The organism is Rhodococcus sp. NPDC003322, from assembly GCF_053589555.1.
On the sequence record NZ_JBSFSC010000005.1, the window covers coordinates 378,579 to 399,088 of the forward strand.

The following is a 20,510-nucleotide window of genomic DNA, read 5'->3' on the forward strand; positions in this document are numbered from 1 at the left end:
ACACCCCGCCCCGTGGTTACCGTCTCAGCGAAAGCATCGCCGCCGCCACCTCGCCGGTGGCCGCATCGGGGATCGCGGTCGCTGCATTCTCTATCACGAGTAGCCGGGCCTCGGGGATCTCCCGCGCGCACGCCTCGCCATTACCGACAGGAAAGAACGGGTTGCGCCTGCCGTGCACCACGAGTGCCGGCATCGCGAGTTCGGGCAGACGTTCTCGCCAGCGCGGCTCGCAGTCGAGCTTGGAGAACACCATTCCCAGCTGATTGGCCATCTGGATCGCGGGGTCGGTGCCCGGCGTGCGGTCCCAGATTCGTTCGGCGGTCACGCGCGCGGCTGCGGGGTCATTGCCAAGGATCTCGGCGCCGGCGGCGGCGAACTCCGCCACGCTGGCGCGGTCGGACCAGTCCGGCTTTGGACGCGCGAACGCCCTGGCCATGGTCGGCCCGTCATGGTCAGGCAGGTCGTCGTCGACCGGACCTGGAGCGACGGGCCTTGTTCCGACGAGCGTGAGCGCGCTGAACGCCTCCGCATGGTCAAGCGCGGCGACCTGGGCGACCATCCCGCCGACACCAATGCCCGCCAGGTGCGCCGGCCTGGAGTCAAGCTCGTGGGCGAGCGATGCGGCGTCCGATGCCAGATCGCGCAGCGTGTAGGCCGGCGACTCGGGATCGACGGTGGTCGATGCCCCCGAATCGCGCAGGTCATACCGCACGACGTGGCGCCCGCCGTGGGCGAGAGCAGCGCACAGGGCGCTCGGCCACGAGAGCATGGTGGTTCCGCCCACTAGGAGAACCAGCGGCGCCGTCGCGTCCCCGAAGTGCTCCACCCCGAATGTGATGCCGCCAGCGTCGATCGTTCTCATCACGTCTGCCATTAGGGTCTCCTCCCGGTCATTGTCTGCACGGTCCGGCCAGTGAACTGGCCCGTAAGCCGCTCGTGCACAGATAGACCCATGGCGAAGCCCAAAACTATCGGTCGGGCCTGACCGAAGAGGTCGAGTCTCCTGCAGCGCCTCGCAGCGTCCAGGACCGCCAGGGTTGAAACTTGGGTACCCAACCCACCTTCTGTAGCTGGGCTACCTTCACCAGCTGGGGTGGGTAGGCAAGGTAGGGCAGGCCGAGTAGCCAAAACCCAGGTCCCCTGTTTCGTTGCGGGGGCACGGATGGCCGGGAACAACCGGCCCGACCGGCTGGTTGACACGGTTGACGCAACCGAGAACACTGAGGTTGACGAGGTTGACCCCCAGGAGGATTTCCATGAACACCCCCACCCTGGTCGAGCAGGAACGTGAGCTCCTGGACCTTCTCACCCGCCGCGTCCACGAGACGTTCGCCGACGCCCGCGCGGCCGGCGTCCCCGCCGAGGCCTTCGGCGACGTCGAGGCCATTGCCGCGGCCATGGCCGCCGCGCTGCCCACCACCCACGTCTACGACCAGCTGGTCGGCCCGTTCTACGACACCGGCGGCCTCACCCGGTGGTGGGACGTGAGCCGACAGGCCGTCAACAAGGCCGTGGCCGCCGGCACGGTGATCGCCTGCCGGCTCGCCGACGGCCAGTGGGTCTACCCCACCTGGCAGTTCACCGCCGAGGGGACGGCGCACCCGCACCTGATCACCCTGTGGAAGCTGCTCCGCGCCGCCGCCGACCCGTGGACCTGCGCGGTGTGGTTGCGCAGCCCGCAGCCCGGGCTCGGTGACCGCAGCGCCGTCGACTGGGTCACCGACGGCCACCCGATCGACACGGCCCTGGAGTTGGCCCGCGCCGACGCGGCGCGGTGGGCCGCGTGACCCGAGACTCTGTCGCCCTCCGTCCCCCGGCCCTGCCGCTGCAGCAGTTCCCCGGCTGCGAGCTCACCGCAGCGCAGCCGCTCGTCCGCGGGCACCGCGCCGCGAACAGCCCCTGGTGGTTCTCCTCCTCCGGCGGCGGCCGGTTCGACCTGACGCCGCCGCGGGGTACCTGCTACCTCGCGTTCGACGAGCTCACCGCGATCCGGGAGACCGTCGGGGAGGCACTGGCGACCACCGGGGTCATCACCGAGGAGTTCGCCTCAGACCGTCAGCTGTCGACCCTGGCCGTGCCGCACGCGCACAACCTGGCCGACACCTGCGCAGACAGGGCCGCCGACTTCGGCCTCACCCGAGAACTGGCATCGATGACCCCGTACGCGGTGCCGCAGGAGTGGGCCGCAGCGTTCGCCGCCGTCAGCTTCGACGGGCTGCGGTACCAGACCCGGTTCACCACCGGGCCGAACCCGAACGCGGTCGGCCTGTTCAACGAGGCGGGCGAGGCCGCGACCTGGCCGACCGACCCGAACCCCGAGCCGCTCACCGCAGCTGCTCGACGGTGCGGCCTCACAGTCGCCGGCCCGCCGCGGTCGGTTCGGATCGTCTCGCCGCCGACGCACTGATCCCGGCCGCACCACCAGAACCCGCACTCTGCCCTCACCGGCAGGTTCGCGGCGGTGGCAGGCCCCCGGTCTTCGATGCGGTCGATTATCGCGGCCGCAATGTGGTCGAGCGCCGGTTCTGCCACCTGAAGCAGTGGCGTGGGTTGCCTACGCGGTACGACAAACTCGCGATCTTTCACCGCGCGGCGGTGATGCTGAATGCCGTCATCGCCTGGGTCAGGCATTTGTCAGACGTGCTCTAACTGCCGGCGGTGAGCAGGAGGTGATCGAACCGACCACGAAGGTCGGCGGGCATGTCCACCGAGGTGGGAAGGGCGGCGACGAGCTGCTCGGCGATCACCCGCAGTTTGACGTTCGATTCCTGAGAACGCCAGGTCAGTACGTCGAAGGCGCGGTCGGCGTCTATTCCGTAGACCACCATCAGCGCACCCTTGGCCTGTTCGATGACGGCCCGGGATTTGACGAGACCCGGCAGCGTCTCCGTGATCGTTCGGTGAGTGTCCGCCTTGACCGAACTGGTGACGTCGACGTAGAACCCGGCGGTGCCGACCGGGCGGTCGCCCTCCATGATGCGGTGCCCGACGACCACCACGTGCCGGACGCGTCCCGCGGTGTCGATAATCCGGTGCCGGCTGCTGAACGGCTCGCCGTCGTGCAGGACACGCTGCAGCAGGCCTGCGACGCCGTCGCGATCGTCCGGATGTTTGTGCTCGAGCAGCAGCTCCGTGGTGGGGGTGACCTCGCCGGGTTCGTAGCCGTGCATCCGGGCCACCGCGTCCGACCACTCCCACCGTTCGCCGTCGAACAGGAAGCGGAAACTGCCGACCCGTTCGAGTCGACCGGACATCAACACTTCACGGAAGCTGTCGTCAGCCGTCGTCACCTGTCAAGTCTGGCACCTGCCCGATGCGCTTTCCACCCGCTTCGTGAACTCCACCACGAGCACGTGATGCGTCTCCGTGTCGCGTCCGCGCCGGATCGACAGCCCCTCGACCATCGACCGGAGCACATGCCAGCCGTAGCCGCGTTCCGACCACCTGGTTTCGTCGGGCGAGCCGACTCTGGCGGTGGCAGTGAACCGCAGGCGACGAGGCCCCGCGCTGAAACGACAGACCAACGACGTCCCCGGAAGCGCGGCACGAATCAGCCGCGTACAGGTTTCGTCGACCGCCATCTGCAGCTCGGCGATCGCGTCGTCGTCGAATTCGTGCTGCTCCGCGAGCGCGCTCGCGACCGCCCGAATCTCTTTCACCTGCCCCGCATTGGCGGGCACCCGCAGCTCCACCGGCTGTCCGGACTCCTCGTCGCCTACAGACACACGGCCGAGCCGACTGGAGCGACGGCGGTCGCGCCACGCGCGCGGTCGACCGTGTCGAAGATGCGGAACCGCTGGAGTATGCCGGTTGCCGCCAATGCACGCCGTACCTGCCGATCTGGCGCCACCAAAGCAACTTCCACGCCGTCGTATCCGGCTCGCCACTGGGCGTCGGCGAGGATGAAACAGGCTGTGATGGAAAGAAATCGGTTGTGCGAGAGGTCGACGATCAGCGCGTGGCGAGCTGCACTCAGGCCGTCATTGAGAAGGACGGTGAAGCTGTCGATGCTGGCGGCGTCGACGTCATCGGCCACGCGGACCACTGGCGTACCGTTCGCCGGTGTCTGCCGTCTCGTGGTCGAACCGGTGGTCGGATCGGAAAGGGAAAGGAGGAGGTGAAGCACACGGGCCCCTGACATCGTCGTAAGCGATGTGGCTGTTGGCTCAACCGCGTCCCTTTCTACCAGAAGATTTCCCGGCGTGTCGTGTGGTCGTGCACAGTCGTGCACTCACAGCTGCCCGCCGCCACCCGGCCACTGGGCGGGCGGCGGCGGGAACCGGCGATCAGTCCTTGAAGGCGTCCTTGACCTTCCCTCCGGCGTCCTTGACCTTCTCACCGGCCTGCTTGAAGTTGCCCTTGGCCTGGTCGGCATGGCCCTGGGCCTCGGTGTCCTTGTCCCCGGTCGCCTTGCCCAGCTTCTCCTTGGCCTTCCCGGCCAGCTCTTCGGTCTTGTTCTTTGCCTTGTCGACGGCACCCATGAGTTCTCCTTCGGGGTTCGGATCCGCCGCGGAACCCGCGACGGGCGGCCACTTCGGGTTCTCTCGACCACCGTGCGGCCCACTACTCGGATGCCACTCTCGCCCCGGTTCCAAACCTGAACGCGTCACCGAAGGTCGGGGGCGTCCTGGAGCGTGCGGTGCGCGGACCGTTCCACCACCGCCTCGAGCGTGCCGCATTCGTGCCAGGTGCGGCGTTGCCACTGCGCACCGTTGCCGGTCGCCAACTGCCGGCGCAACAAGCGGTCGACGCGGGGATACTCACCGAACTCGTCGAGAGCGTCCCGGACATGCGCGATCAGCGCATCGATCATCGGCAGCGGCGCCGAGGGCGTATCGGAACGCGGGTCGATCGCCCGACCCGCCAGGCCGTCGCGGGCCGCGATCCACGTTGCCGCACGCAGCGTTTCGAGGTCGACGTCGGGTGCCGCCGCACCGGCCGCGACAACCCGCGTGGACGTTGCCACCAGTGCCCGGATCAACGTGGCCAGCAGAATCGCCTCGTCCACGGTCGGCTGCACGTCGGCGATCCGGATCTCCACCGTCGGCAGGTGACAGGACGGCCGGATGTCCCAATAGACCATGCGCTCGTCCATCAGCAGACCGGAATCGACGAGCGTGTCGACCATCCGGTCGTAGTGCTCCGCCGACCGGAAAAACGGCGGCGGCCCGGACGTCGGCCACCGGGACCACACGACGGACCGCCAGCTCGAGTACCCACTGTCGGCGCCGCGGTGCAACGCACTGTTGGCGCCGAGCGCCAGCAGCGTCGGCAGCCACGGGCGCACGTGATTGCAGACCTGGACAGCGAGTTCGCGATCGGGGACGTCCACGTGCACATGGCAGCCACAGACTGCCTGCTCGATCGTGAGGACCCCGAAGCGGTCGGCCATCCGCTGGTAGCGCTCGGCATCGCTGATCGGGATGCGCCACGGCCCGAGTATCGGGGTCCCCGCTGCCACCAGTCGACAGCCCTCCGAACGGGCCGCCGCGGCAACCTGTGCACGGGAGGAGAGGAGGTGGTCACGGAGGGTGGGGGTGTCCCAGCAGACCGGCGAGTTGGTCTCCACCTGACATCGCGACAGCTCCAGCTGCAGGTCCAGCCCCGACCGCTCGGCCGCGGCCACCACCGCGTCGTTGCACAGGCTAGGTTGCCCGGTCTCCGCGTCGACCAGCAGGAATTCCTCCTCGACCCCGAACGAGGGGCGCGCCGGATCGTCGGGCCGAGGCGGGGAGGGGACGGCTTCGGTGCTCACGGGCGGAGGATGCCCGGTACGCCGCGCAGGAAACACCGACCCGCGCCGGAGCTCGCGCGACGAAACCGGGCGGGTTCAGCGGTCGGCAGGGTTGCCGGGCGTACGACCGAACGAGATGTGGCCGCCGAGCGCGCCGCCGGCGCCGACGGCGAGGACGGCGACGAGGCTGGTCGCCTCGGCACGCGCGGTCGGCCCGTTCCTGCGCTGCCGGTAGGACGACACCATCGCCAGTGCGGCGAGGTTGACTCCTGCCGCATGCACCAGCCCGGCGCGCCGTTCCGTGGCGTCGCGGGTGGACCAGTCCGCCCAGCCCGTCAGGGCGGCGAACGGCACGGCGAGCAGTCCGAGACCGATCAGCCTGCGGGCCGCGCAATGATCACGCAGGAAGCTCTCGAGCAGGACCGCGGAAGTCCACGCGCCGATCGGAATGGTCACCACGATCGGGTGCACCGGGTGCCCGAGCCAGGAGCCGCGCAGGGCCGCTCCGACCCGGCCGCCGAAGGCCTGCTGGAGGCGAGCGTGCAGGGGGTCGCCGACCTGGTCGAGTGCGGTCAGCGACTCCGGGATCGCCAGCACCTCTCGAACGCCGATGGTGTCGGGCCCTGACGGATCAGTGGTTGCGGAGCGCATCGACGAGTTCCCCCTTGTTCATCTTCGAATAGCCGGTGAGGCCGATTTCCTTGGCGCGCTTGCGCAGTTCGGGGACCGTGCGGTCCTCGTAGGAGTCGCCATGTCCACCCTTGCGGCCGACGCTGCTTCGTCCCCGATTGGCGGCGGCGTTCGAGATGCGCGCCGCTTTCTCCTTCGAGTCGCCCTGCTTGCGGAGCTCCTCGTACATCTCCTGGTCCTTCAGATGCGGATCGGAACCCTTTCTGGGCATCCCGTTCTCCTTCCGTCGGCGTCCACGTCGGGTACCCCCGGCCCGCTCCGGCGAAACAGTCGCGCCCGGGGCTCTCACCGGACTCGGGGAGTGTGCCTGAGTAGCAGCCACGGCCACACCAGCCAGAAGAACGCGAACATGGTTGCCGCGAGGGCCCCGGCCAGGATCCCGAATCCGATCCCCACCACCGCACCGACCGTGAGGACGACGACACAGGAGAGGGCAACGCCGAGCAGGATGCCGCCGGCGATCGCGCAGCCGTGCGCGGTGGCCACGAGGGTCGCCAGACGGTGCCGGCGGAACAGGATTCGGTGCATTCCGACCGGGGTCACCAGCAGCAGGGTCGACGCGACCGCGGACAGCACTGCCACCAGATACACCCCCTGCTCGACGCCGGACAACGTGTCGAACTTCGGCTGGAACGGCAGGATCAGCAGGAACCCGGTCAGCAACTGGACTCCGGTCTGGGTCACGCGGAGTTCCTGCAACAGGCTGGCCCAGTTCCGGTCGAGGCGTTCGGTGGGCGTCTCGTGCCGCGCGGCACGGTCCCAGCCGTCGTCTGCGGCAGCGTGATCGACCGGAGACCCTCGCATGGTCACGTACTCGGTTGGGGGAGTTCGCAGTCGGTGACCTTCGGATTGACACCGACGTAGTTCAACGGTCCCGCGACGACCGTCACCGCGGTCGTGCCCGCGCCGGCACAGTCGCCGGGTGCGTTCTCGAAGTAGCCCCGTTGGTAGGCGGCGACCGCGCCGATGACCAGCCAGATCACCGCGACGAGCAGAACGATCCTCATGGCACACCTCACTCGAGTGGAGGATGCCCCGCGGGGCGGAGTATCAAACGCGCGCAGAAAGTCGGCCCGTCGTGCTGCCGTCCGGCCGTGTTCATCCCGGCGAGAGCCCGTCCACGTCGACATCCGTCGCCTCGGCGGGCGCCCGGAGGACAGTCGCGGTCGCCCAGCCCTGTTGCAGCAGGCCGGCATCCGTGGTGTCGGACTCGCTCGCGCGCACACCGGTGAACGCCACCGCCAGGTGCGAGCTGGACGTTTCCTCCACGACCGCCTGGACGGCGCCGAAGGCGGCGAGCGAGGCGCAGCGAATCCCCCGACAGGATGCGGGGGGCACATCCGGGATGTTGATGTTCAGGACCGTACCGTTCACCCCACTCGCGATCAGCCAGTCGATCGCCGACCGGGCCACCACCTCGGCGGTCGCCCAGTGCTCCGGTACGGCGGCGTCCATCGACAGGGCTGCGGCCAGCACGCCCTGGTTGGCGCCAGTGAAGGCGGCGCCGACGGTCCCCGAGTGCAGGACTGCCTGCCCGGTGTTCGGCCCGTGATTGATCCCCGACAGCACCAGGTCCGGTCTGGCACCGAATGCGCCAGAGGCGGAGAGGAACACGATCATCGCAGGGGAGGATTCGACCGCCATGACCTCGACACCGGGAAGGTCGGGGTACTCGCGGTGATCGACCACCAGCCGACCGTGCTCCTCGAGGCGCGTCAGTGCGGCACTCGAACCGCTGCTGTCCGAGGAGGGTGCCGCCACCACCACCTCGAGCCCGGCGTCCCTCGCCACCCGGGCGAGCACGCCAATGCCGGCGGAGTCCACCCCGTCGTCGTTGACCACCAGCGTCCTCATCGGCCCGGGTCCCCGGTACAGCGCCGAACGACGACCGTGTCCGCGAGCCTGGCCACCACGGCGCGCTGTCCCGTGGCCAGGCCGTGCCGTGTGACGTTCGCGGCACCTGCGGCGGCACCGAGTTTGAGTGCGCCCTCGATCGGGTCGCCGCGGGCCAGCCCGACCGCGATTCCCGCTGTCATGGAGTCCCCGGCACCGGCCGGGTCGGTGACGCGCAGGGGCGGCGAGACGACCTCCGAGAACTCCCCGCCGGACAGGACCAGTGCCGGGTCCGCCGCCCGGGACACCACGATCGTGCCCGTGCCCTCCTCGGCCAGTGAGGTCATGGCCTCGGCCAGATGCGATTCGGCGGCCGAGTCCACGTGCCCACATCCGAGAAGATCCTCGTGGCTGACCTTGAGCACCGTCAGCCCTGCGGACGCGGCGGCGGCCATGGTGTCCCCGGACAGGTCGGCGACCACGGGGATTCCCAATCCGGACAAGTCGGCGGTCAGCCGGGAGAACACGTCGGTGGGCACGACGCCGCCGCTCCTCGTGCCCCCGAGCACCATCACGTCTGCCGAGATGGCCGCGCCGAGCGCGATGCCGAACAGGTCGTCGGCCTCGTGCCGACTCAACGCCATGGGTTCGATGTCCGCGATCGTCCGCCGGTCGCCGTCCGCGCCGCGGCGGTCGTGAATGTAGGCGCCGTTCGGTCCGCGCGTCCGAACCGAGTGCACCTCCAGCCCGGACCGAGCGATCACGTCGTGCAGCACGGTGCCCGTCTCACCGCCGAAGGCTCCGCACAGGCTCACCCGCGCGCCGAGGGTCCGGGCCATGCGGGCTATCCAGAATCCCTGACCACCGGCGTGCACGTGCAATTCGCTGCTCCCGTCCGGGAGGTCCTCGAGCGTGATCGTCAGCACCGGATCGGGCGCGAAGACACAGATCCGCGGGGTACGCTCGGCTGTCGAACGGCGCGGCTCACTCATCTGTGCCCGCATACCCGCCGGGCGGGCCGGGGAAACCCGCCGTCGACGTGCAACGCTCCGGGTCGTCGGGTATTCAGGACCTGTGCCCGAGGATGTCGCCGAGGGATCGGACCGATCCCGCGCGCTCGCCGACCGGCTGGCCGAGATCGTCATCGGCCGGCAGCTGACGGTCGGCTGCGCGGAGTCCCTCACCTCCGGGGCGGTCGCCTCACGGCTCGGCGCCACTCGCCGCGCGGCCGAGTGGTTCCGCGGCGGCGTCGTGGCCTATTCGCGAGAGGTGAAGCACTCCCTCCTGAAGGTGCCGGAAGGCCCAGTCGTGTGTGCGACGGCAGCACGGGTGATGGCCGAATCCTGCGCGGCCGTGCTGGGGGCGGACCTCGCGGTCGCCGTGACCGGCGTGGGAGGCCCGGGAACCCAGGACGGACGGCCCGCGGGCACCGTGTGGTTCGGGGTCGCGGGCCTGGGGCACACCCACGTCGAGGAGCAGAGGTTCGGCGGAGACCCAGTGGCCGTGCTCGAACAGACCGTGGTGCGGGCACTGGAACTCCTGATCGTGCAGGCGCGAACCCCCTGACTGCGCGACCGTGTCCCGCCCGCGGTTTCGGCTCGCGCCGAACCGGGTATCACACGCGAACACCGACGGTCAGGAGCACGAGATGAATCGAACCGCGGGCGCAACCGTGGCCGGTGCCGCACTGGTCCTGTTCACGATGGCGGGATGCGGCGACAACGAACCGACCACGCCGGAGGCGCCGCAGACCTCCTTGCCCGGACCACACGGTGACAACGACACCGCCGAGGCACAGGACACCGTCGACGAGATCCCGGACAGTCCCGCCGGGCAGGCGGTGGTCACCGTTCAGAATTTCGCCTTCTCGACTCCGGCGACGGTGCGGGCGGGGTCGGAGGTGACAATCGACAACCGCGACGGCGCCGAACACTCCGTGACGGCGGACGCGGCGGGCGCGTTCGACGAGGACGTCGACGGGAACGCCGCCGCGACCTTCCGCGCGCCGACGACCGCCGGGACCTACCGGTTCCACTGCAAGTACCACCCGGAAATGGTGGGGACCCTCGTCGTCCAGTGACGGTGTCCAGATCCACGACCGCCGCGCCTTCGCGACCGACGCGTCGGCACCGTATCAGGGCCTGCTCCCAGGTCCCAGTGCCGTCACGGTCCGCGGCCAGCGGTCCACCGCTCTCAATTCCCCTGCCTGAACGATGTTGCGTCCTGGTCGGCAGCGGCATTGCGAGGCCGCTGGAGCGCACACCAGCTCCAGCGGCCCCTCGGATCGGGCGCGGAATCGGCAAGTGGTGCTTCCGTTTGCGCCCGATGGCCTCCACCTCTTTCAGGCGGGCCGAGGTTTCACATGTACCTTGTCGAGACCAGCGTGCGCGGCGAGTTCGGTTCGACGTGCGTCGATGGCCGAGCGGACCGATGGGAACGAGTGGAAGTGGTTCGCCATGCCCGTCACCTCGAGTGGTCGGCTCAGTACCGGCCCGTCGTGCACGAGGAGCATCGCGAGTCCTTTGCAGTTGGCGCGGTCCTGCGCGTCGGCGAGGGCCTGCACTCCCGAGATGCTGACGAAATCCACGCGCGAGAGGTCGACAATCACGGTCCGCTCCGCCTCGCGGATGGCTCGATTGATCGTGTCCACGAATCCCGGTACGGCCGGTAGGTCCAGGTCGCCGCTCAAGGTGGCGATCGTGGGACCGACGGCGCCACCGACGCGGCTGCGCGCAGTGGCGGTCTTGGAGTGATGTAGGTGGATGCGCACGGCGAACCTCCAACGGAGTGGTCAAAACGCAGCTGTGTGCTCAACCGTCGTCAGGTTTCGTGGGTGGGAACATCGACCGACAGCGAGGTCCGGGCCGTCAGCGTCAAGGTCGGAACCCACCTATGTGTTTAACACCACTGGCCGCCGGTCACAACTCAACGGGCGTCCAGTCCGTTCTACGGAAGAACGGATCTCGACAGAGATGTCCGGTGCCGGCCCCGGGTCACGACTCCGGGCGTCCGCCTGGGTCGACCTCGATGTCGTCGGCCGGGGGGTCGACGTCGGGCTCCTCCTCACGCAGGCGCTCGTCGAGCGACTCACCGCGGCGTGCCTCCGCCTCCGTGGTGCCGAAGCGGTCGGCCTCCGCCCAGCGGTCGGGCGCGTCGTAGCCCTCGTCGAGCGGATCGGCGCCCAGGCGGTCCTCGTCCAGGGACTCCGCACCCGAGGCGGCTCGCTCTTCTTCCTCGATGTTGTCGGCTGGTTCACGTCGTGGTTCGGTCATGGATGGCCTGTGCCCGCACACGGGCCCGCCGAAACGCGCCGGCGGTCCGCGTTCGTCACGCCGGCACCGGGTCGGTGTCGCGATCCCAGCACCGGTGCCGCGCGACCGCGTCGGCGAACTCGGCGAACAGCGCGCTCGGAAGCGCATCGGACGCCGCGGCCGAGGAGATCACGCCGTGCGAGACGACCACGTCGGCCCGATCGGCCAGCTCCTCACGAATCCCCGCCGCCCGCAACAGATCCAGACCCACTCCGAACGCGGCGATCGGTTTGGCGTGCTTGTACGCCTCGGTGACGAAGTGCACGGCGGCCCCGTCCGCGGCCAGGGTCGCGTTGCTCGACGGCCCGCACGGGACCACCACCGCGTCGTAGAGAGCCGATCCCATCGTGTTGATCGCCCGATCCGCGGTGAGTGAGCCGCCGGATCCGCCGAGCATCGCGCCCTCCGTCGGGCCGAGAAGTTCGATCACCGCCCCCAGACCCTCGAGCGTCTCCTGCAGGCGCTGCACTCCGACGACATCGACTCCGTCGGCCACCAGGACCGCGATCTTACGGGTTGCGATCCCGGCCGGTTCCTGGCCGAGCTGAGAGAGCGCGGGCGAGGCGACGCCGTCACCGATCATCAGGTCGTGCGGGGGCGAGGCCATGCCGACGAGGGGCGCGACCTCGGACGCCAGGGTGTGCGAGAGGACGTTCAGCTGCGCGAGCACCCGGCCTCGGACGTCCACTGACCGCACCTTGCCCAACTCGAATCCGAACGCGGCCACGATGTGCCTGCGTTCGACCTCGGACATGCTGTTCCAGAACATCCGGGCCTGGCTGTAGTGATCGCGGAAGCCGTCCGCACGGATCCGAACCTTCGCCCCTTCCACTCGCTCGGCGCGATGCCGGTACCCGTCCTCGCCGGCGAGCGCGGGGCACCCGCCGCCGAGCGTGTTCTCCGTGTACGCGGTCCGGCCCTGGGGGATCCGATGCTGACCGTATCCGTCCTGCTGGTTCGTCCGGACGTCCGCGAGCGGCCGGTTCACCGGCAGCTGCGCGAAGTTGGGGCCGCCGAGCCGGATGAGCTGGGTGTCGAGATAGCTGAAGTTCCGTGCCTGCAGCAGGGGATCGTCCGTGAAGTCGATGCCGGGAACCACGTTCGCGGTGTGGAAGGCGACCTGCTCGGTCTCGGCGAAGAAGTTGTCCGGGTTGCGGTTGAGCACCATCCGCCCCACCGGGAGCACCGGCACCACCTCCTCCGGAATCAGTTTCGTCGCGTCCAGGAGGTCGAACGCGAAGGCGTTCTCGTCGGACTCGGGCACCAGCTGCACGCCGAGCTCCCACTCGGGGAAACTGCCGGATTCGATGGACTCCCACAGGTCGCGCCGGTTGAAGTCGGGATCCTTGCCTGCGATCTGCTGGCACTCCTCCCACAGCAGCGAGTGCACCCCGAGCAGGGGACGCCAGTGGAACTTCACGAACGTGCCCCGCCCGTCGTGGTCGACCAGCCGGAAGGTGTGCACCCCGAAGCCCTGCATCATCCGGTAGCTGCGCGGCAGTGCCCGGTCCGACATCAGCCACATCACCGTGTGCAGCGTCTCGGGTTGCAGGGCGACGAAGTCCCAGAACGTGTCGTGTGCCGACTGCGCCTGGGGGATCTCGTTGCCGGGCTCGGGCTTGACTGCGTGGATCAGGTCCGGGAACTTGATGCCGTCCTGGATGAAGAACACCGGAAAGTTGTTGCCGACCAGGTCGTAGTTGCCCTGCGCGGTGTAGAACTTGGTCGCGAATCCGCGTACGTCACGCACGGTGTCCGCAGATCCCCGCGACCCGACCACCGTCGAGAAACGCACGAACACAGGGGTTTCCACGTCCGACCGGGTCAGGAACCCGGCGGAGGTGTAGGCGGACAGCCGGTCGTCGTAGGGTGCGAACACGCCGTACGCGCCTGCGCCGCGGGCATGCACCACGCGCTCGGGGATCCGCTCGTGGTCGAAATGGGTGAGCTTCTCCCGGAAGTGGAAGTCCTCCAGCAGCGTCGGGCCGCGCTCACCGACCGTCAGGGAGTCGTCGGTGTGTGCGACGGGCACGCCCTGCTGCGTGGTGAGGTGGCCGGTCGACCGGTCCACCCGTGCCGAGTCGAGTTGGCCGTCCTTGGGGTCCCCCTTTCGGGGCTCCTCCCGGCGCGACGAGCGTTCCGCCATTTCGAGCACCTCCACACGTGTCCATCGGGTACCGATGTTCCGAACCGGGTGGCGAAGCGGGCGCCGGCGAGGGCGGACCGATCCGCACGCCTTCGGTCCTGCTGGTACCCGGTCGGCCCGTGTGGCAAACCCGGGGGAGGCCTCACCCCTGCGAACGGGCGCGGCGACGGCCGCCGGTTCCTCCCGTTCGGGACGAGGACTTCGTGGTGCGCCTCTTCGGGCTCGAGGCCTTCTCCTCGCCGGAACTTGTCGCCCTGCTCGAACTCTTCTCCTTGGTGGTGCGCTTGCCGGTGGTCCGCTTGCTCCCGCCCGACGACCGGGACGCCTCGATGCTGCTCGACAGTGCCTCGAGGAGGCTGGTGACATCCGCGTCGGGGGCCTGGGTCGCCGCCGGTGGCTCGACCGTCTCGTGCCCCTCGATCTTCGCCTCCACCAGTTCCTTGAGTGCCTTCCGGTAGTCGTCGTGGTATTCACCCGGGTCGAACACCGGCTCGGACAGCGCGTCGATGAGCTGGGCGGCCATCTTCATCTCCTTCGCACTCACCTGCGGAGGATCGGCGGCGAGGAAGTCGAAATCAGGGGACCTCACCTCGTCCGGCCAGAGCATGGTGTCGACCATGATCACGTCACGATGGACGCGCAGCAGGGCGAGCGACTCGCGCTGGCGGATCGCGATCTTCGTCACGGCCACCTGGCCCGACTTGTTCATCGCGTCGCGGAGCATCACGAACGGCTTCACGGCCGACTTCTCCGGCTCGAGGAAGTAGCTCCTGTCGAAGTAGATCGGATCCACCGATTCGATGGGAACGAACGCGAGAACCTCGATGGTGTGCGCGCTCGGCAGGGGCAGATCCGCGAGATCCTCGTCGGTCAGCACGACGACCTGTCCGTCCGCCGTCTCGTAGCCCTTCCCGATCTCGTCGAAGGGAATCTCCTTGTCCTCGGCCGCACAGAACCTTCGATGCCGCACACGGCTGCCGTCCTCGACGTGGACCTGGTGGAACGCCAGGTTCTGGTTCTCGGTTGCCGCGTACAGCCGCACCGGGACGGCGACCAGCCCGAACGCGATGGTTCCCTTCCACATCGACCGCATCGACACCACACTCCCGGGCTCGAGTTCGCTTCGTGGCATACCCGGCCGGGGCGTGGGCAAACCTCGCGGACGGCGCGCGGAGATCACCGCTGGGTCTCGCCGACGCCCGCGCATCACGAGTTGGGGACCTTCGGCCCTACCCCGATTCCGCGGGGCCGGTCCACGATGGGAACGTTCGAGGTCGTGGAGGTCTCACCGTGGATGCTGTCGGGACGAGTGCGCCGGTAGTGGTCGGCGTCGACGGATCCACCACTTCCTTCGCCGCCGTCAGCTGGGCCGCCCGCGAGGCCCAACTCCACGGATGCCCGCTGCACATCGTCTCCGCGCTCGGCGCCGTCACCGCGACCGGGAACGGAATCCGCCTGCCGCCGAGCTATTTCACCGACCGGGACCGCGTGGTCCGCGCCAACCTCGACGAGGCCGCCGCGATCGCCCGCACCACGGACACCTCGAAGTCCGTCACCGACGTCGTCACGTGCGTTCTCGACGGACCTGAACGACCCGCCCTGCTCGAGGCGTCCAAGTCTGCCCGGATGGTCGTCGTCGGCAACCGCGGACTGAGTCAGATCACCACGGCGCTCGCCGGATCGGTCGCCGTCGCCCTCGCCACCCACGCCCACGGCCCGGTGGTCGTCATCCGCGGCCACGCCGGGCAGACGTCCGGCACCGGCACCGTCGTGGTCGGAGTGGACGGCAGCGAGAACAGCAGACCTGCGCTGGCGACGGCGTTCGAGGAGGCGTCACTGCGCGCGACCGGCCTCGTCGCGGTCCACACCTGGTCGCAGTTCGCGCTGTCCACGGCCTTCGACCGTCACCTCGATCTGCCGTGGGACGAGGTCGAGGTGGCCGAACAGGCGACACTCGCCGAGAGCCTTGCCGGCTGGCCCGAGCGGTACCCGGAAACGCCCGTGACGCGGACCGTGACCCGGGGACATCCGGCGAAAGCACTTCGGGATGTGGCGGTCGATGCGGAGCTTCTGGTGGTCGGCAGCCACGGTCGCGGCGGATTCGCGGGCATGCTGATGGGTTCGACCAGCATGGAACTGCAGCACACCGCGGAGTGTCCGCTCATGATCGTCCGCACCGATCGATCGGGCGGCGTCACGGGGTAGGCACCGTGGAACCGGGGACCCGGCAGACGTGACGGTGCCGGCTCGGGGCAGAACTCGTTCAGACGATCTCGTTGACCAGCGCGATCAGAACCAGGCCCAGCACGAAGAGCAGGATGACGGTTCCGCCGAGCCGCAGCAGGTGCGGCCAGCTGTCGTCGTATCCGCGTGAGCGCCCGCGCCGGGTCACGGTCAGCGGATCACGGGGCGGGCCGTCTCAGCACGTTCTCCCACCAGGAGTCCAACGGGCTGGGGTCCGGCCAGACGATCACGATTCCACTCTCGGCATCCACCGTCGGCTCGGTGGGCGTGCGGTCCTGCGCGACCCCACCCGTCTCGTCACCGGCGGACGTCCTGTCGACACTCATCGCGACCTCCTCTGCGGCGCCGCACCAACGCGGCCCGCATTCGCGAGTGCCGGATACCCACCGGGGGATATCGCAAACCTCGCAGTGAATCGGATTCCGTCGACACTCACTCTGCTGGATCGGACCGCTCCGACACCAGCCGACAGGCCGGGTCGACCATCACGAACTCGGCGGCGGTATCGGCTGTCTCCGCGCTCTGCTGCGCGACCCCGGTGACCCGAAGCAGTTGACCCACCTCGAATTGCCGTTGGTCCCCGGGAGCGCCGGTCAGGTGCAGGAGGAGCGTCCCGGAGTCGTCGCCCAGGCTGATGGTCTGCCCGTGCGGAACGTCCTCGTCGATCTCGTCGATCCGGCCCTCGACCACGGTGCGTGCACCGACGGTCAGCCGACCGATCTGGGTGGCGGCGCCGGACGGCGCGGGATGCTCGTACGACTCGATCCGGCGACGGTCCGCATCGACGATCCGGGACTGCCACCGATCCAGCAGCCGACGCAGGCGATGCGGTGGTGACCGCCGGATCCGGGCCCGGACGTCGAAGGGGACGACCGTCGCGACGGCGCCGGGGACCCGCGACACCGCACGCGCGATGGCGTCGCCGGTCCGCCCGTGCAGCAGCCGGCCGAGTATCGGGGAGTTCACCCGCCGCGGCAGCAGCACCGTGACGTGGGCGTGGGGCTCGCGGTCGAGCAGATCGAGCACGTAGTCGCGGGCGGCGGGTCCGATTCGGCGGTCGGGGCAGTCGACGATGTGCAGCGGGGTGTCGATCTCGCGGTCGTCCCAGCGCTGTCGCAGCCGGTCCGCGTGGTCGGTGTCTACAACGAGGTGCAGCGCGAACAGCCTGTCCGGGGCGAGGCTGCGCCCGTATTCGAGGGCCCCGAGCGTGGCCAGGTCGAGCACGTCGGCACAGACGATCACGTGATGCTCGGCGGGCGTGTCGCGACGCCGTGCGTCCGAGGGCAGGCGGTCGAGGATCGCCGCCTCGGTCCGGTACTCGTGGTTGATCCCGATCAGGACCCACACGAGGAGGGGGAAGACCACAACGATCAGCCAGGCACCTTCCGTGAACTTCGCGACGGCGAAGATGGCCACCACCAGCGCCGAGACCAGCCCGGCGGCCAGGTTGATCGCCAGGCGACGGCGCCAGCCATGCTCCCGGCGGGACAGGTGGTAGCGCGTCATGCCGAGCCCGGCCATCGCGAATCCGGTGAACACCCCGATCGCGTACAGCGGCACCAGCGCGTCGACCGAGCTGCCGGTGACGATCAGGAGGATCACCGCCAGCGCGGCGAGCACGACGATGCCGTTCGAGAACACGAGCCGGTGCCCGCGCCGCGCCAGCTGGCGCGGCAGGAAGCGATCCTCCGCGACGAAGTCCGCCAACGCCGGGAACCCGTTGAAGCTGGTGTTGGCGCCGGTGAACAGGATCGCGGCGGTGGCCACCTGCACCAGGAGATAGAGGATCCGCCCGAGCGTGCCGTCACCGAAGACCGCTCGCGCGATCTCCGACAGCACCGAGGGGTACCCCGATCGATACGGCGTCGCGTGCGTGGCGAAGGCGAGGTAGGAGACTCCGGCGACGAGGAACCCGAGGATCGACGCCATCACCGTCAGGACCAGACGCGCGTTGCGGCCCTCGGGCGGGCGGAACGACCGGATCGAGTTGGAGATCGCCTCGATGCCGGTGAGGGAGGACCCACCGTTGGCGAACGCCCGCAACAGAATCAGCACGCTCGCCCCCATCACCAGCCCGTTCCCCTGCTGGACGGGTACCGCACCCGCGAGCTGCTCCGGGTCGTACCGCGGCAGGCCGGTGAGCAGCTGCCTGCCGACCCCGACGACGATCGTCAAGGTCAGCATCGAGACGAAGAAGTACGTCGGCACCGCGAACAGTCGACCGGCCTCGCGGACGCCACGGAGGTTGACGTACAGCATGATCAGGACCGAGGCGACGGCGATCTCGACGCTGTACGTGCCCAGTGACGGCAGCGCCGACACGACCGCGACGGTGCCTGCCGCGGACTGGACGGCGACGGTGACCACGTAGTCCACGAGCAGCGCCGCGGCCGCGATCTGCGCGACGCGCGGCCCGAAATTGTCCCGCGCCACCACATACGAGCCGCCTGCCCGGGTGTACGCGGTGACCACCTGACGGTAGGACGCGGTCACCAGGATCAGGATCCCGAGGATCACCCCCGTCACCGGCAGCAGCAACACGAACGCTGCCAGTCCCGCATACGGGAGCAGTTCGAGCAGGATCTCCTCGGTGCCGTACGCCGAGGACGAGATCGCGTCGGGAGACAGCACCCCGAGTGCCACCGGGTTCGACAGCCGTTGCCGCCGGATCTGCCGGGTGATCAGGGGCCGCCCCAACAGCAGTCGCTTGAGCACGTAGACAGACGACTCACCGGTGGCGGCCGCCTGCCCGCCGTCGCTCACGACGCGGCGGGCGGACCCGCTACGGGGACAGGACCGCCCACGGTTCCGGACCAGGTCACGACCATGAAATCCGGGTTCCCCGACCGCGTCCCCGGAAACATCCGGGTCGCGGCGTCCCGTTCCCGTGACAGGCGGGCTCGCGGGTTTGCGCTGCCTCCCTCCGGGGAATTCGGGCATCACAGCCTGTCGGCGTGAAGCGGAGGTCGGATGTGATCGTTCCCGGAAGAATCGCGGTCGGCGGGCGGCGACCCCACCGGCCTACGCGGCGATGACGATCCGCAGGCTCGAGCTCGACGTCGACACGACTGTCGACGGTCCGGCGATGGTGGAGCTGGCTCGCCGTCTCGAGGCGGTGCGAGGCGTGGAAGGGGTGACCCTGACGGTCCGGGAGATCGACATCGAGACGGTCGGGTTGAACGTCGCCGTCGAGGGTCCGGACATCGAAGTCGACCTGCTGTTCGGCGCGATCGAGAAGTCGGGGGCGGTGTTGCACAACATCAACCAGGTGCGTGCCGGGGAGCATTCGGTCGAGCGGGCGACCACCAGATGACCGTGTGGCGCCCTGAGCCGAGGGTGCCGATCCTTCCGCTGGTACTCGGATTGACCGACGGCCTCGCCAACTCCTTGATCCTGGCCGGTGCCGCCATTCTCGGCCACGGCAACGAGGTGACGCTCGGGTTGGCTCTTCGCGTGGGGGCGGTCGTGTTCGTCACCGCTGCCTTCTCTGTGTTCGTCGCCGACTACGCCGAGCGCCGGCAGCGGCTCCTCCAGGTCGGGCGGCATCTCCACGCGGGCAGGCGGCCGCGTCTGGCGGAGACCGATCTCGGGCGGCGAGCGATCCGTGAGTCGCTGCGGGCCATGACGGTCGCCTCGCTCGCCAGCCTTGTCGGGTCGTCGTTGCCGTTGATGCTGGGCACGCTGCTTCCCAGATCCGCGTGGATCGTGTTCGCGCTGGCCGTCGGGGCGATGACCGCGCTGGGGGCGATCCTCGGGGTGCTGTTGGACGGGAACGTGGTCCGCTGGGCCCTCGCGCTGGGAGCGAGCGGGATCGTCGTCTCGGCGATCGGCATCGAACTGCGCATCACCTGACTCATTCGTGTCGAATACTCTCCCGCAGATCGGCATCCAGGGACACCCGGACCAGGGCCGCGGCGAGCGGGGCGCTTTCGTCGCCGCCGGTGAGCGCCACGAGATCCCGCGGTTCCGTCGGCAGCCCCAGATCATGGGCGGCACCGCGTGCCCGCTCGTCGAAATACGGTCTGGCCCAGGTCCACACGTCCTGAACTTCCCGAACGAAGATCGCGGCTCCGACCGGCCCGATGCCGGCGAAATCCTCGAGCAGCGCCAACGTGGATTCGACGTCGCGCCCGCTCTCGTCGGCGAGATCTCGCAGATCACCGCGATATCGGTCACGGGCCAGTTCCGCATTCTCGCGCAGCCGCGTCGCGGTGCTCTCGTCGTAGCGGCGGTAGTGCGCACGGCCCAGCGCGGCGATCACGGTTCGCCGGTCGCCCTGGGCGACGGAATCCGCTGTGCGCAGGCCCGCGGAGAACAACTCCGCGGCGGCACCGACCGCGATGTGCGCGGAGATGCGGGTGCTGAGCAACAACGAGAGGGTCAGCAACTGGAACAGTGGCATCGGCCGATCCGCCAGCGTGATCCCCGATTCGTCCGCGTATGTCCTTCCTGCCTGATCGAGCAGGCGCGAGACCGTCTTCCGGCGGCCTTCGTCCGAGTCGCGAGTCATGCCGGAACCCCTTTCGAGGTCGAACTGGAACCCGAAGCGAAA

The 20,510-nt window shown here is 69.2% G+C and carries 27 protein-coding genes; 7 read left to right on the forward strand and 20 right to left on the reverse strand.

Features of this window, described 5'->3' with window-relative positions; genetic code table 11:
• Positions 1-16: 16 nt before the first annotated feature.
• Positions 17-862 carry an alpha/beta fold hydrolase gene (locus ACWDUM_RS21040; protein ID WP_450113694.1) on the reverse strand — a complete coding sequence of 282 codons (846 nt, stop codon included), beginning with the start codon at positions 860-862 and terminating at the stop codon, positions 17-19.
• Positions 863-1,256: 394 nt separating this feature from the next.
• Between ACWDUM_RS21040 and ACWDUM_RS21045 the strand changes: the two genes are divergently transcribed.
• Together ACWDUM_RS21045 and ACWDUM_RS21050 are read left to right on the forward strand one after the other, a co-directional pair.
• On the forward strand, positions 1,257-1,787 hold the full coding sequence (locus ACWDUM_RS21045) for a hypothetical protein (protein ID WP_450113576.1): 531 nt from the start codon (positions 1,257-1,259) through the stop codon (positions 1,785-1,787).
• Positions 1,784-2,407 (forward strand): RES family NAD+ phosphorylase, encoded by a 624-nt coding sequence (locus ACWDUM_RS21050; RefSeq protein WP_450135442.1) that lies wholly within the window; start codon positions 1,784-1,786, stop codon positions 2,405-2,407. The genes ACWDUM_RS21045 and ACWDUM_RS21050 overlap by 4 nt, the downstream gene beginning before the upstream one ends.
• A gap of 238 nt (positions 2,408-2,645) precedes the next feature.
• On the opposite strand, the gene ACWDUM_RS21055 is transcribed toward ACWDUM_RS21050, so the two are convergent.
• The 11 genes from ACWDUM_RS21055 to ACWDUM_RS21105 all read right to left on the reverse strand — a co-directional run bounded on the left by ACWDUM_RS21055 (position 2,646) and on the right by ACWDUM_RS21105 (position 9,249).
• A complete protein-coding gene (locus ACWDUM_RS21055; RefSeq protein WP_450135685.1) occupies positions 2,646-3,254 on the reverse strand; it encodes a PAS and ANTAR domain-containing protein in 609 nt (202 codons plus the stop codon).
• A 39-nt stretch (positions 3,255-3,293) separates the two neighbouring features.
• The gene (locus ACWDUM_RS21060; RefSeq protein WP_450135443.1) at positions 3,294-3,692 is read right to left on the reverse strand and encodes an ATP-binding protein; all 399 of its coding nucleotides are present in this window, start codon (positions 3,690-3,692) and stop codon (positions 3,294-3,296) included.
• Between the two features lie 23 nt (positions 3,693-3,715).
• Complete coding sequence (locus tag ACWDUM_RS21065; RefSeq protein ID WP_450135444.1) at positions 3,716-4,141, reverse strand: STAS domain-containing protein; 426 nt, start codon at positions 4,139-4,141, stop codon at positions 3,716-3,718.
• 145 nt (positions 4,142-4,286) lie between these two features.
• The gene (locus ACWDUM_RS21070; protein ID WP_450135445.1) at positions 4,287-4,481 is read right to left on the reverse strand and encodes a CsbD family protein; all 195 of its coding nucleotides are present in this window, start codon (positions 4,479-4,481) and stop codon (positions 4,287-4,289) included.
• Between the two features lie 125 nt (positions 4,482-4,606).
• Positions 4,607-5,755, reverse strand: coding sequence for a carboxylate-amine ligase (locus ACWDUM_RS21075; protein ID WP_450135446.1), 1,149 nt, complete (start codon positions 5,753-5,755; stop codon positions 4,607-4,609).
• Positions 5,756-5,830: 75 nt separating this feature from the next.
• Positions 5,831-6,385: a DUF2231 domain-containing protein gene (locus ACWDUM_RS21080; protein WP_450135447.1), complete on the reverse strand. Its 555-nt coding sequence runs from the start codon at positions 6,383-6,385 to the stop codon at positions 5,831-5,833.
• Positions 6,366-6,635: a DUF7218 family protein gene (locus tag ACWDUM_RS21085; RefSeq protein ID WP_450135448.1), complete on the reverse strand. Its 270-nt coding sequence runs from the start codon at positions 6,633-6,635 to the stop codon at positions 6,366-6,368. The genes ACWDUM_RS21080 and ACWDUM_RS21085 overlap by 20 nt, the downstream gene beginning before the upstream one ends.
• 74 nt (positions 6,636-6,709) lie before the next feature.
• On the reverse strand, positions 6,710-7,228 hold the full coding sequence (locus ACWDUM_RS21090) for a DUF6328 family protein (RefSeq protein WP_450135449.1): 519 nt from the start codon (positions 7,226-7,228) through the stop codon (positions 6,710-6,712).
• Between the two features lie 2 nt (positions 7,229-7,230).
• Positions 7,231-7,431: a hypothetical protein gene (locus ACWDUM_RS21095; RefSeq protein ID WP_450135450.1), complete on the reverse strand. Its 201-nt coding sequence runs from the start codon at positions 7,429-7,431 to the stop codon at positions 7,231-7,233.
• A gap of 91 nt (positions 7,432-7,522) precedes the next feature.
• Positions 7,523-8,278 carry a 5'/3'-nucleotidase SurE gene (gene surE / locus ACWDUM_RS21100; RefSeq protein ID WP_450135451.1) on the reverse strand — a complete coding sequence of 252 codons (756 nt, stop codon included), beginning with the start codon at positions 8,276-8,278 and terminating at the stop codon, positions 7,523-7,525.
• Entirely contained in the window at positions 8,275-9,249 is a 975-nt protein-coding gene (locus tag ACWDUM_RS21105; protein WP_450135452.1) for a PfkB family carbohydrate kinase, read from the reverse strand. The genes surE and ACWDUM_RS21105 overlap by 4 nt, the downstream gene beginning before the upstream one ends.
• A gap of 82 nt (positions 9,250-9,331) precedes the next feature.
• Here ACWDUM_RS21105 and ACWDUM_RS21110 point away from each other — a divergent pair, with 82 nt between their 5' ends.
• Both ACWDUM_RS21110 and ACWDUM_RS21115 read left to right on the forward strand, forming a co-directional pair.
• The gene (locus ACWDUM_RS21110) at positions 9,332-9,823 is read left to right on the forward strand and encodes a CinA family protein (RefSeq protein ID WP_450135453.1); all 492 of its coding nucleotides are present in this window, start codon (positions 9,332-9,334) and stop codon (positions 9,821-9,823) included.
• Positions 9,824-9,905: 82 nt separating this feature from the next.
• On the forward strand, positions 9,906-10,337 hold the full coding sequence (locus ACWDUM_RS21115) for a cupredoxin domain-containing protein (protein ID WP_450135454.1): 432 nt from the start codon (positions 9,906-9,908) through the stop codon (positions 10,335-10,337).
• A 261-nt stretch (positions 10,338-10,598) separates the two neighbouring features.
• Here the strand turns inward: ACWDUM_RS21115 and ACWDUM_RS21120 are convergent, their stop codons facing one another.
• The 4 genes from ACWDUM_RS21120 to ku form a co-directional block, all read right to left on the reverse strand.
• Positions 10,599-11,027: an STAS domain-containing protein gene (locus ACWDUM_RS21120; protein WP_450135455.1), complete on the reverse strand. Its 429-nt coding sequence runs from the start codon at positions 11,025-11,027 to the stop codon at positions 10,599-10,601.
• Positions 11,028-11,250: 223 nt separating this feature from the next.
• Positions 11,251-11,529 (reverse strand): hypothetical protein, encoded by a 279-nt coding sequence (locus tag ACWDUM_RS21125; RefSeq protein ID WP_450135456.1) that lies wholly within the window; start codon positions 11,527-11,529, stop codon positions 11,251-11,253.
• Between the two features lie 55 nt (positions 11,530-11,584).
• A complete protein-coding gene (locus ACWDUM_RS21130) occupies positions 11,585-13,714 on the reverse strand; it encodes a catalase (protein ID WP_450135457.1) in 2,130 nt (709 codons plus the stop codon).
• A 142-nt stretch (positions 13,715-13,856) separates the two neighbouring features.
• Positions 13,857-14,807 (reverse strand): non-homologous end joining protein Ku, encoded by a 951-nt coding sequence (gene ku / locus ACWDUM_RS21135; RefSeq protein ID WP_450135458.1) that lies wholly within the window; start codon positions 14,805-14,807, stop codon positions 13,857-13,859.
• 197 nt (positions 14,808-15,004) lie between these two features.
• Here ku and ACWDUM_RS21140 point away from each other — a divergent pair, with 197 nt between their 5' ends.
• Positions 15,005-15,919 (forward strand): universal stress protein, encoded by a 915-nt coding sequence (locus ACWDUM_RS21140; RefSeq protein WP_450135459.1) that lies wholly within the window; start codon positions 15,005-15,007, stop codon positions 15,917-15,919.
• A 58-nt stretch (positions 15,920-15,977) separates the two neighbouring features.
• Here ACWDUM_RS21140 and ACWDUM_RS21145 read toward each other — a convergent pair whose 3' ends face one another.
• The 3 genes from ACWDUM_RS21145 to ACWDUM_RS21155 form a co-directional block, all read right to left on the reverse strand.
• Positions 15,978-16,106 carry a hypothetical protein gene (locus ACWDUM_RS21145; RefSeq protein WP_450135460.1) on the reverse strand — a complete coding sequence of 43 codons (129 nt, stop codon included), beginning with the start codon at positions 16,104-16,106 and terminating at the stop codon, positions 15,978-15,980.
• Between the two features lie 10 nt (positions 16,107-16,116).
• Positions 16,117-16,284 carry a hypothetical protein gene (locus ACWDUM_RS21150; protein WP_450135461.1) on the reverse strand — a complete coding sequence of 56 codons (168 nt, stop codon included), beginning with the start codon at positions 16,282-16,284 and terminating at the stop codon, positions 16,117-16,119.
• A gap of 106 nt (positions 16,285-16,390) precedes the next feature.
• Positions 16,391-18,673: an APC family permease gene (locus ACWDUM_RS21155; RefSeq protein ID WP_450135462.1), complete on the reverse strand. Its 2,283-nt coding sequence runs from the start codon at positions 18,671-18,673 to the stop codon at positions 16,391-16,393.
• Positions 18,674-18,989: 316 nt separating this feature from the next.
• Between ACWDUM_RS21155 and ACWDUM_RS21160 the strand changes: the two genes are divergently transcribed.
• A complete protein-coding gene (locus tag ACWDUM_RS21160; protein ID WP_450135463.1) occupies positions 18,990-19,271 on the forward strand; it encodes a DUF211 domain-containing protein in 282 nt (93 codons plus the stop codon).
• On the forward strand, positions 19,268-19,810 hold the full coding sequence (locus ACWDUM_RS21165; RefSeq protein ID WP_450135464.1) for a hypothetical protein: 543 nt from the start codon (positions 19,268-19,270) through the stop codon (positions 19,808-19,810). Before ACWDUM_RS21160 ends, ACWDUM_RS21165 begins: the two co-directional genes overlap by 4 nt.
• A gap of 1 nt (position 19,811) precedes the next feature.
• Here ACWDUM_RS21165 and ACWDUM_RS21170 read toward each other — a convergent pair whose 3' ends face one another.
• Positions 19,812-20,468, reverse strand: a complete 657-nt coding sequence (locus ACWDUM_RS21170) for an endonuclease (RefSeq protein ID WP_450135465.1) — start codon at positions 20,466-20,468, stop codon at positions 19,812-19,814.
• Between the last annotated feature and the right edge of the window lie 42 nt (positions 20,469-20,510).

What these genes read in the sequence shown, in the direction of transcription:
- ACWDUM_RS21040 (WP_450113694.1), bottom strand. Translation starts at nt 862, where the DNA reads ATGAGAACGATCGACGCTGGCGGCATCACATTCGGGGTGGAGCACTTC.
- ACWDUM_RS21045 (WP_450113576.1), top strand. Translation starts at nt 1,257, where the DNA reads ATGAACACCCCCACCCTGGTCGAGCAGGAACGTGAGCTCCTGGACCTT.
- ACWDUM_RS21055 (WP_450135685.1), bottom strand. Translation starts at nt 3,254, where the DNA reads ATGTCCGGTCGACTCGAACGGGTCGGCAGTTTCCGCTTCCTGTTCGAC.
- ACWDUM_RS21065 (WP_450135444.1), bottom strand. Translation starts at nt 4,141, where the DNA reads ATGTCAGGGGCCCGTGTGCTTCACCTCCTCCTTTCCCTTTCCGATCCG.
- ACWDUM_RS21070 (WP_450135445.1), bottom strand. Translation starts at nt 4,481, where the DNA reads ATGGGTGCCGTCGACAAGGCAAAGAACAAGACCGAAGAGCTGGCCGGG.
- ACWDUM_RS21080 (WP_450135447.1), bottom strand. Translation starts at nt 6,385, where the DNA reads ATGCGCTCCGCAACCACTGATCCGTCAGGGCCCGACACCATCGGCGTT.
- ACWDUM_RS21085 (WP_450135448.1), bottom strand. Translation starts at nt 6,635, where the DNA reads ATGCCCAGAAAGGGTTCCGATCCGCATCTGAAGGACCAGGAGATGTAC.
- ACWDUM_RS21090 (WP_450135449.1), bottom strand. Translation starts at nt 7,228, where the DNA reads ATGCGAGGGTCTCCGGTCGATCACGCTGCCGCAGACGACGGCTGGGAC.
- ACWDUM_RS21095 (WP_450135450.1), bottom strand. Translation starts at nt 7,431, where the DNA reads ATGAGGATCGTTCTGCTCGTCGCGGTGATCTGGCTGGTCATCGGCGCG.
- surE (WP_450135451.1), bottom strand. Translation starts at nt 8,278, where the DNA reads ATGAGGACGCTGGTGGTCAACGACGACGGGGTGGACTCCGCCGGCATT.
- ACWDUM_RS21105 (WP_450135452.1), bottom strand. Translation starts at nt 9,249, where the DNA reads ATGAGTGAGCCGCGCCGTTCGACAGCCGAGCGTACCCCGCGGATCTGT.
- ACWDUM_RS21115 (WP_450135454.1), top strand. Translation starts at nt 9,906, where the DNA reads ATGAATCGAACCGCGGGCGCAACCGTGGCCGGTGCCGCACTGGTCCTG.
- ACWDUM_RS21125 (WP_450135456.1), bottom strand. Translation starts at nt 11,529, where the DNA reads ATGACCGAACCACGACGTGAACCAGCCGACAACATCGAGGAAGAAGAG.
- ACWDUM_RS21130 (WP_450135457.1), bottom strand. Translation starts at nt 13,714, where the DNA reads ATGGCGGAACGCTCGTCGCGCCGGGAGGAGCCCCGAAAGGGGGACCCC.
- ku (WP_450135458.1), bottom strand. Translation starts at nt 14,807, where the DNA reads ATGCGGTCGATGTGGAAGGGAACCATCGCGTTCGGGCTGGTCGCCGTC.
- ACWDUM_RS21150 (WP_450135461.1), bottom strand. Translation starts at nt 16,284, where the DNA reads ATGAGTGTCGACAGGACGTCCGCCGGTGACGAGACGGGTGGGGTCGCG.
- ACWDUM_RS21160 (WP_450135463.1), top strand. Translation starts at nt 18,990, where the DNA reads ATGACGATCCGCAGGCTCGAGCTCGACGTCGACACGACTGTCGACGGT.
- ACWDUM_RS21165 (WP_450135464.1), top strand. Translation starts at nt 19,268, where the DNA reads ATGACCGTGTGGCGCCCTGAGCCGAGGGTGCCGATCCTTCCGCTGGTA.
- ACWDUM_RS21170 (WP_450135465.1), bottom strand. Translation starts at nt 20,468, where the DNA reads ATGACTCGCGACTCGGACGAAGGCCGCCGGAAGACGGTCTCGCGCCTG.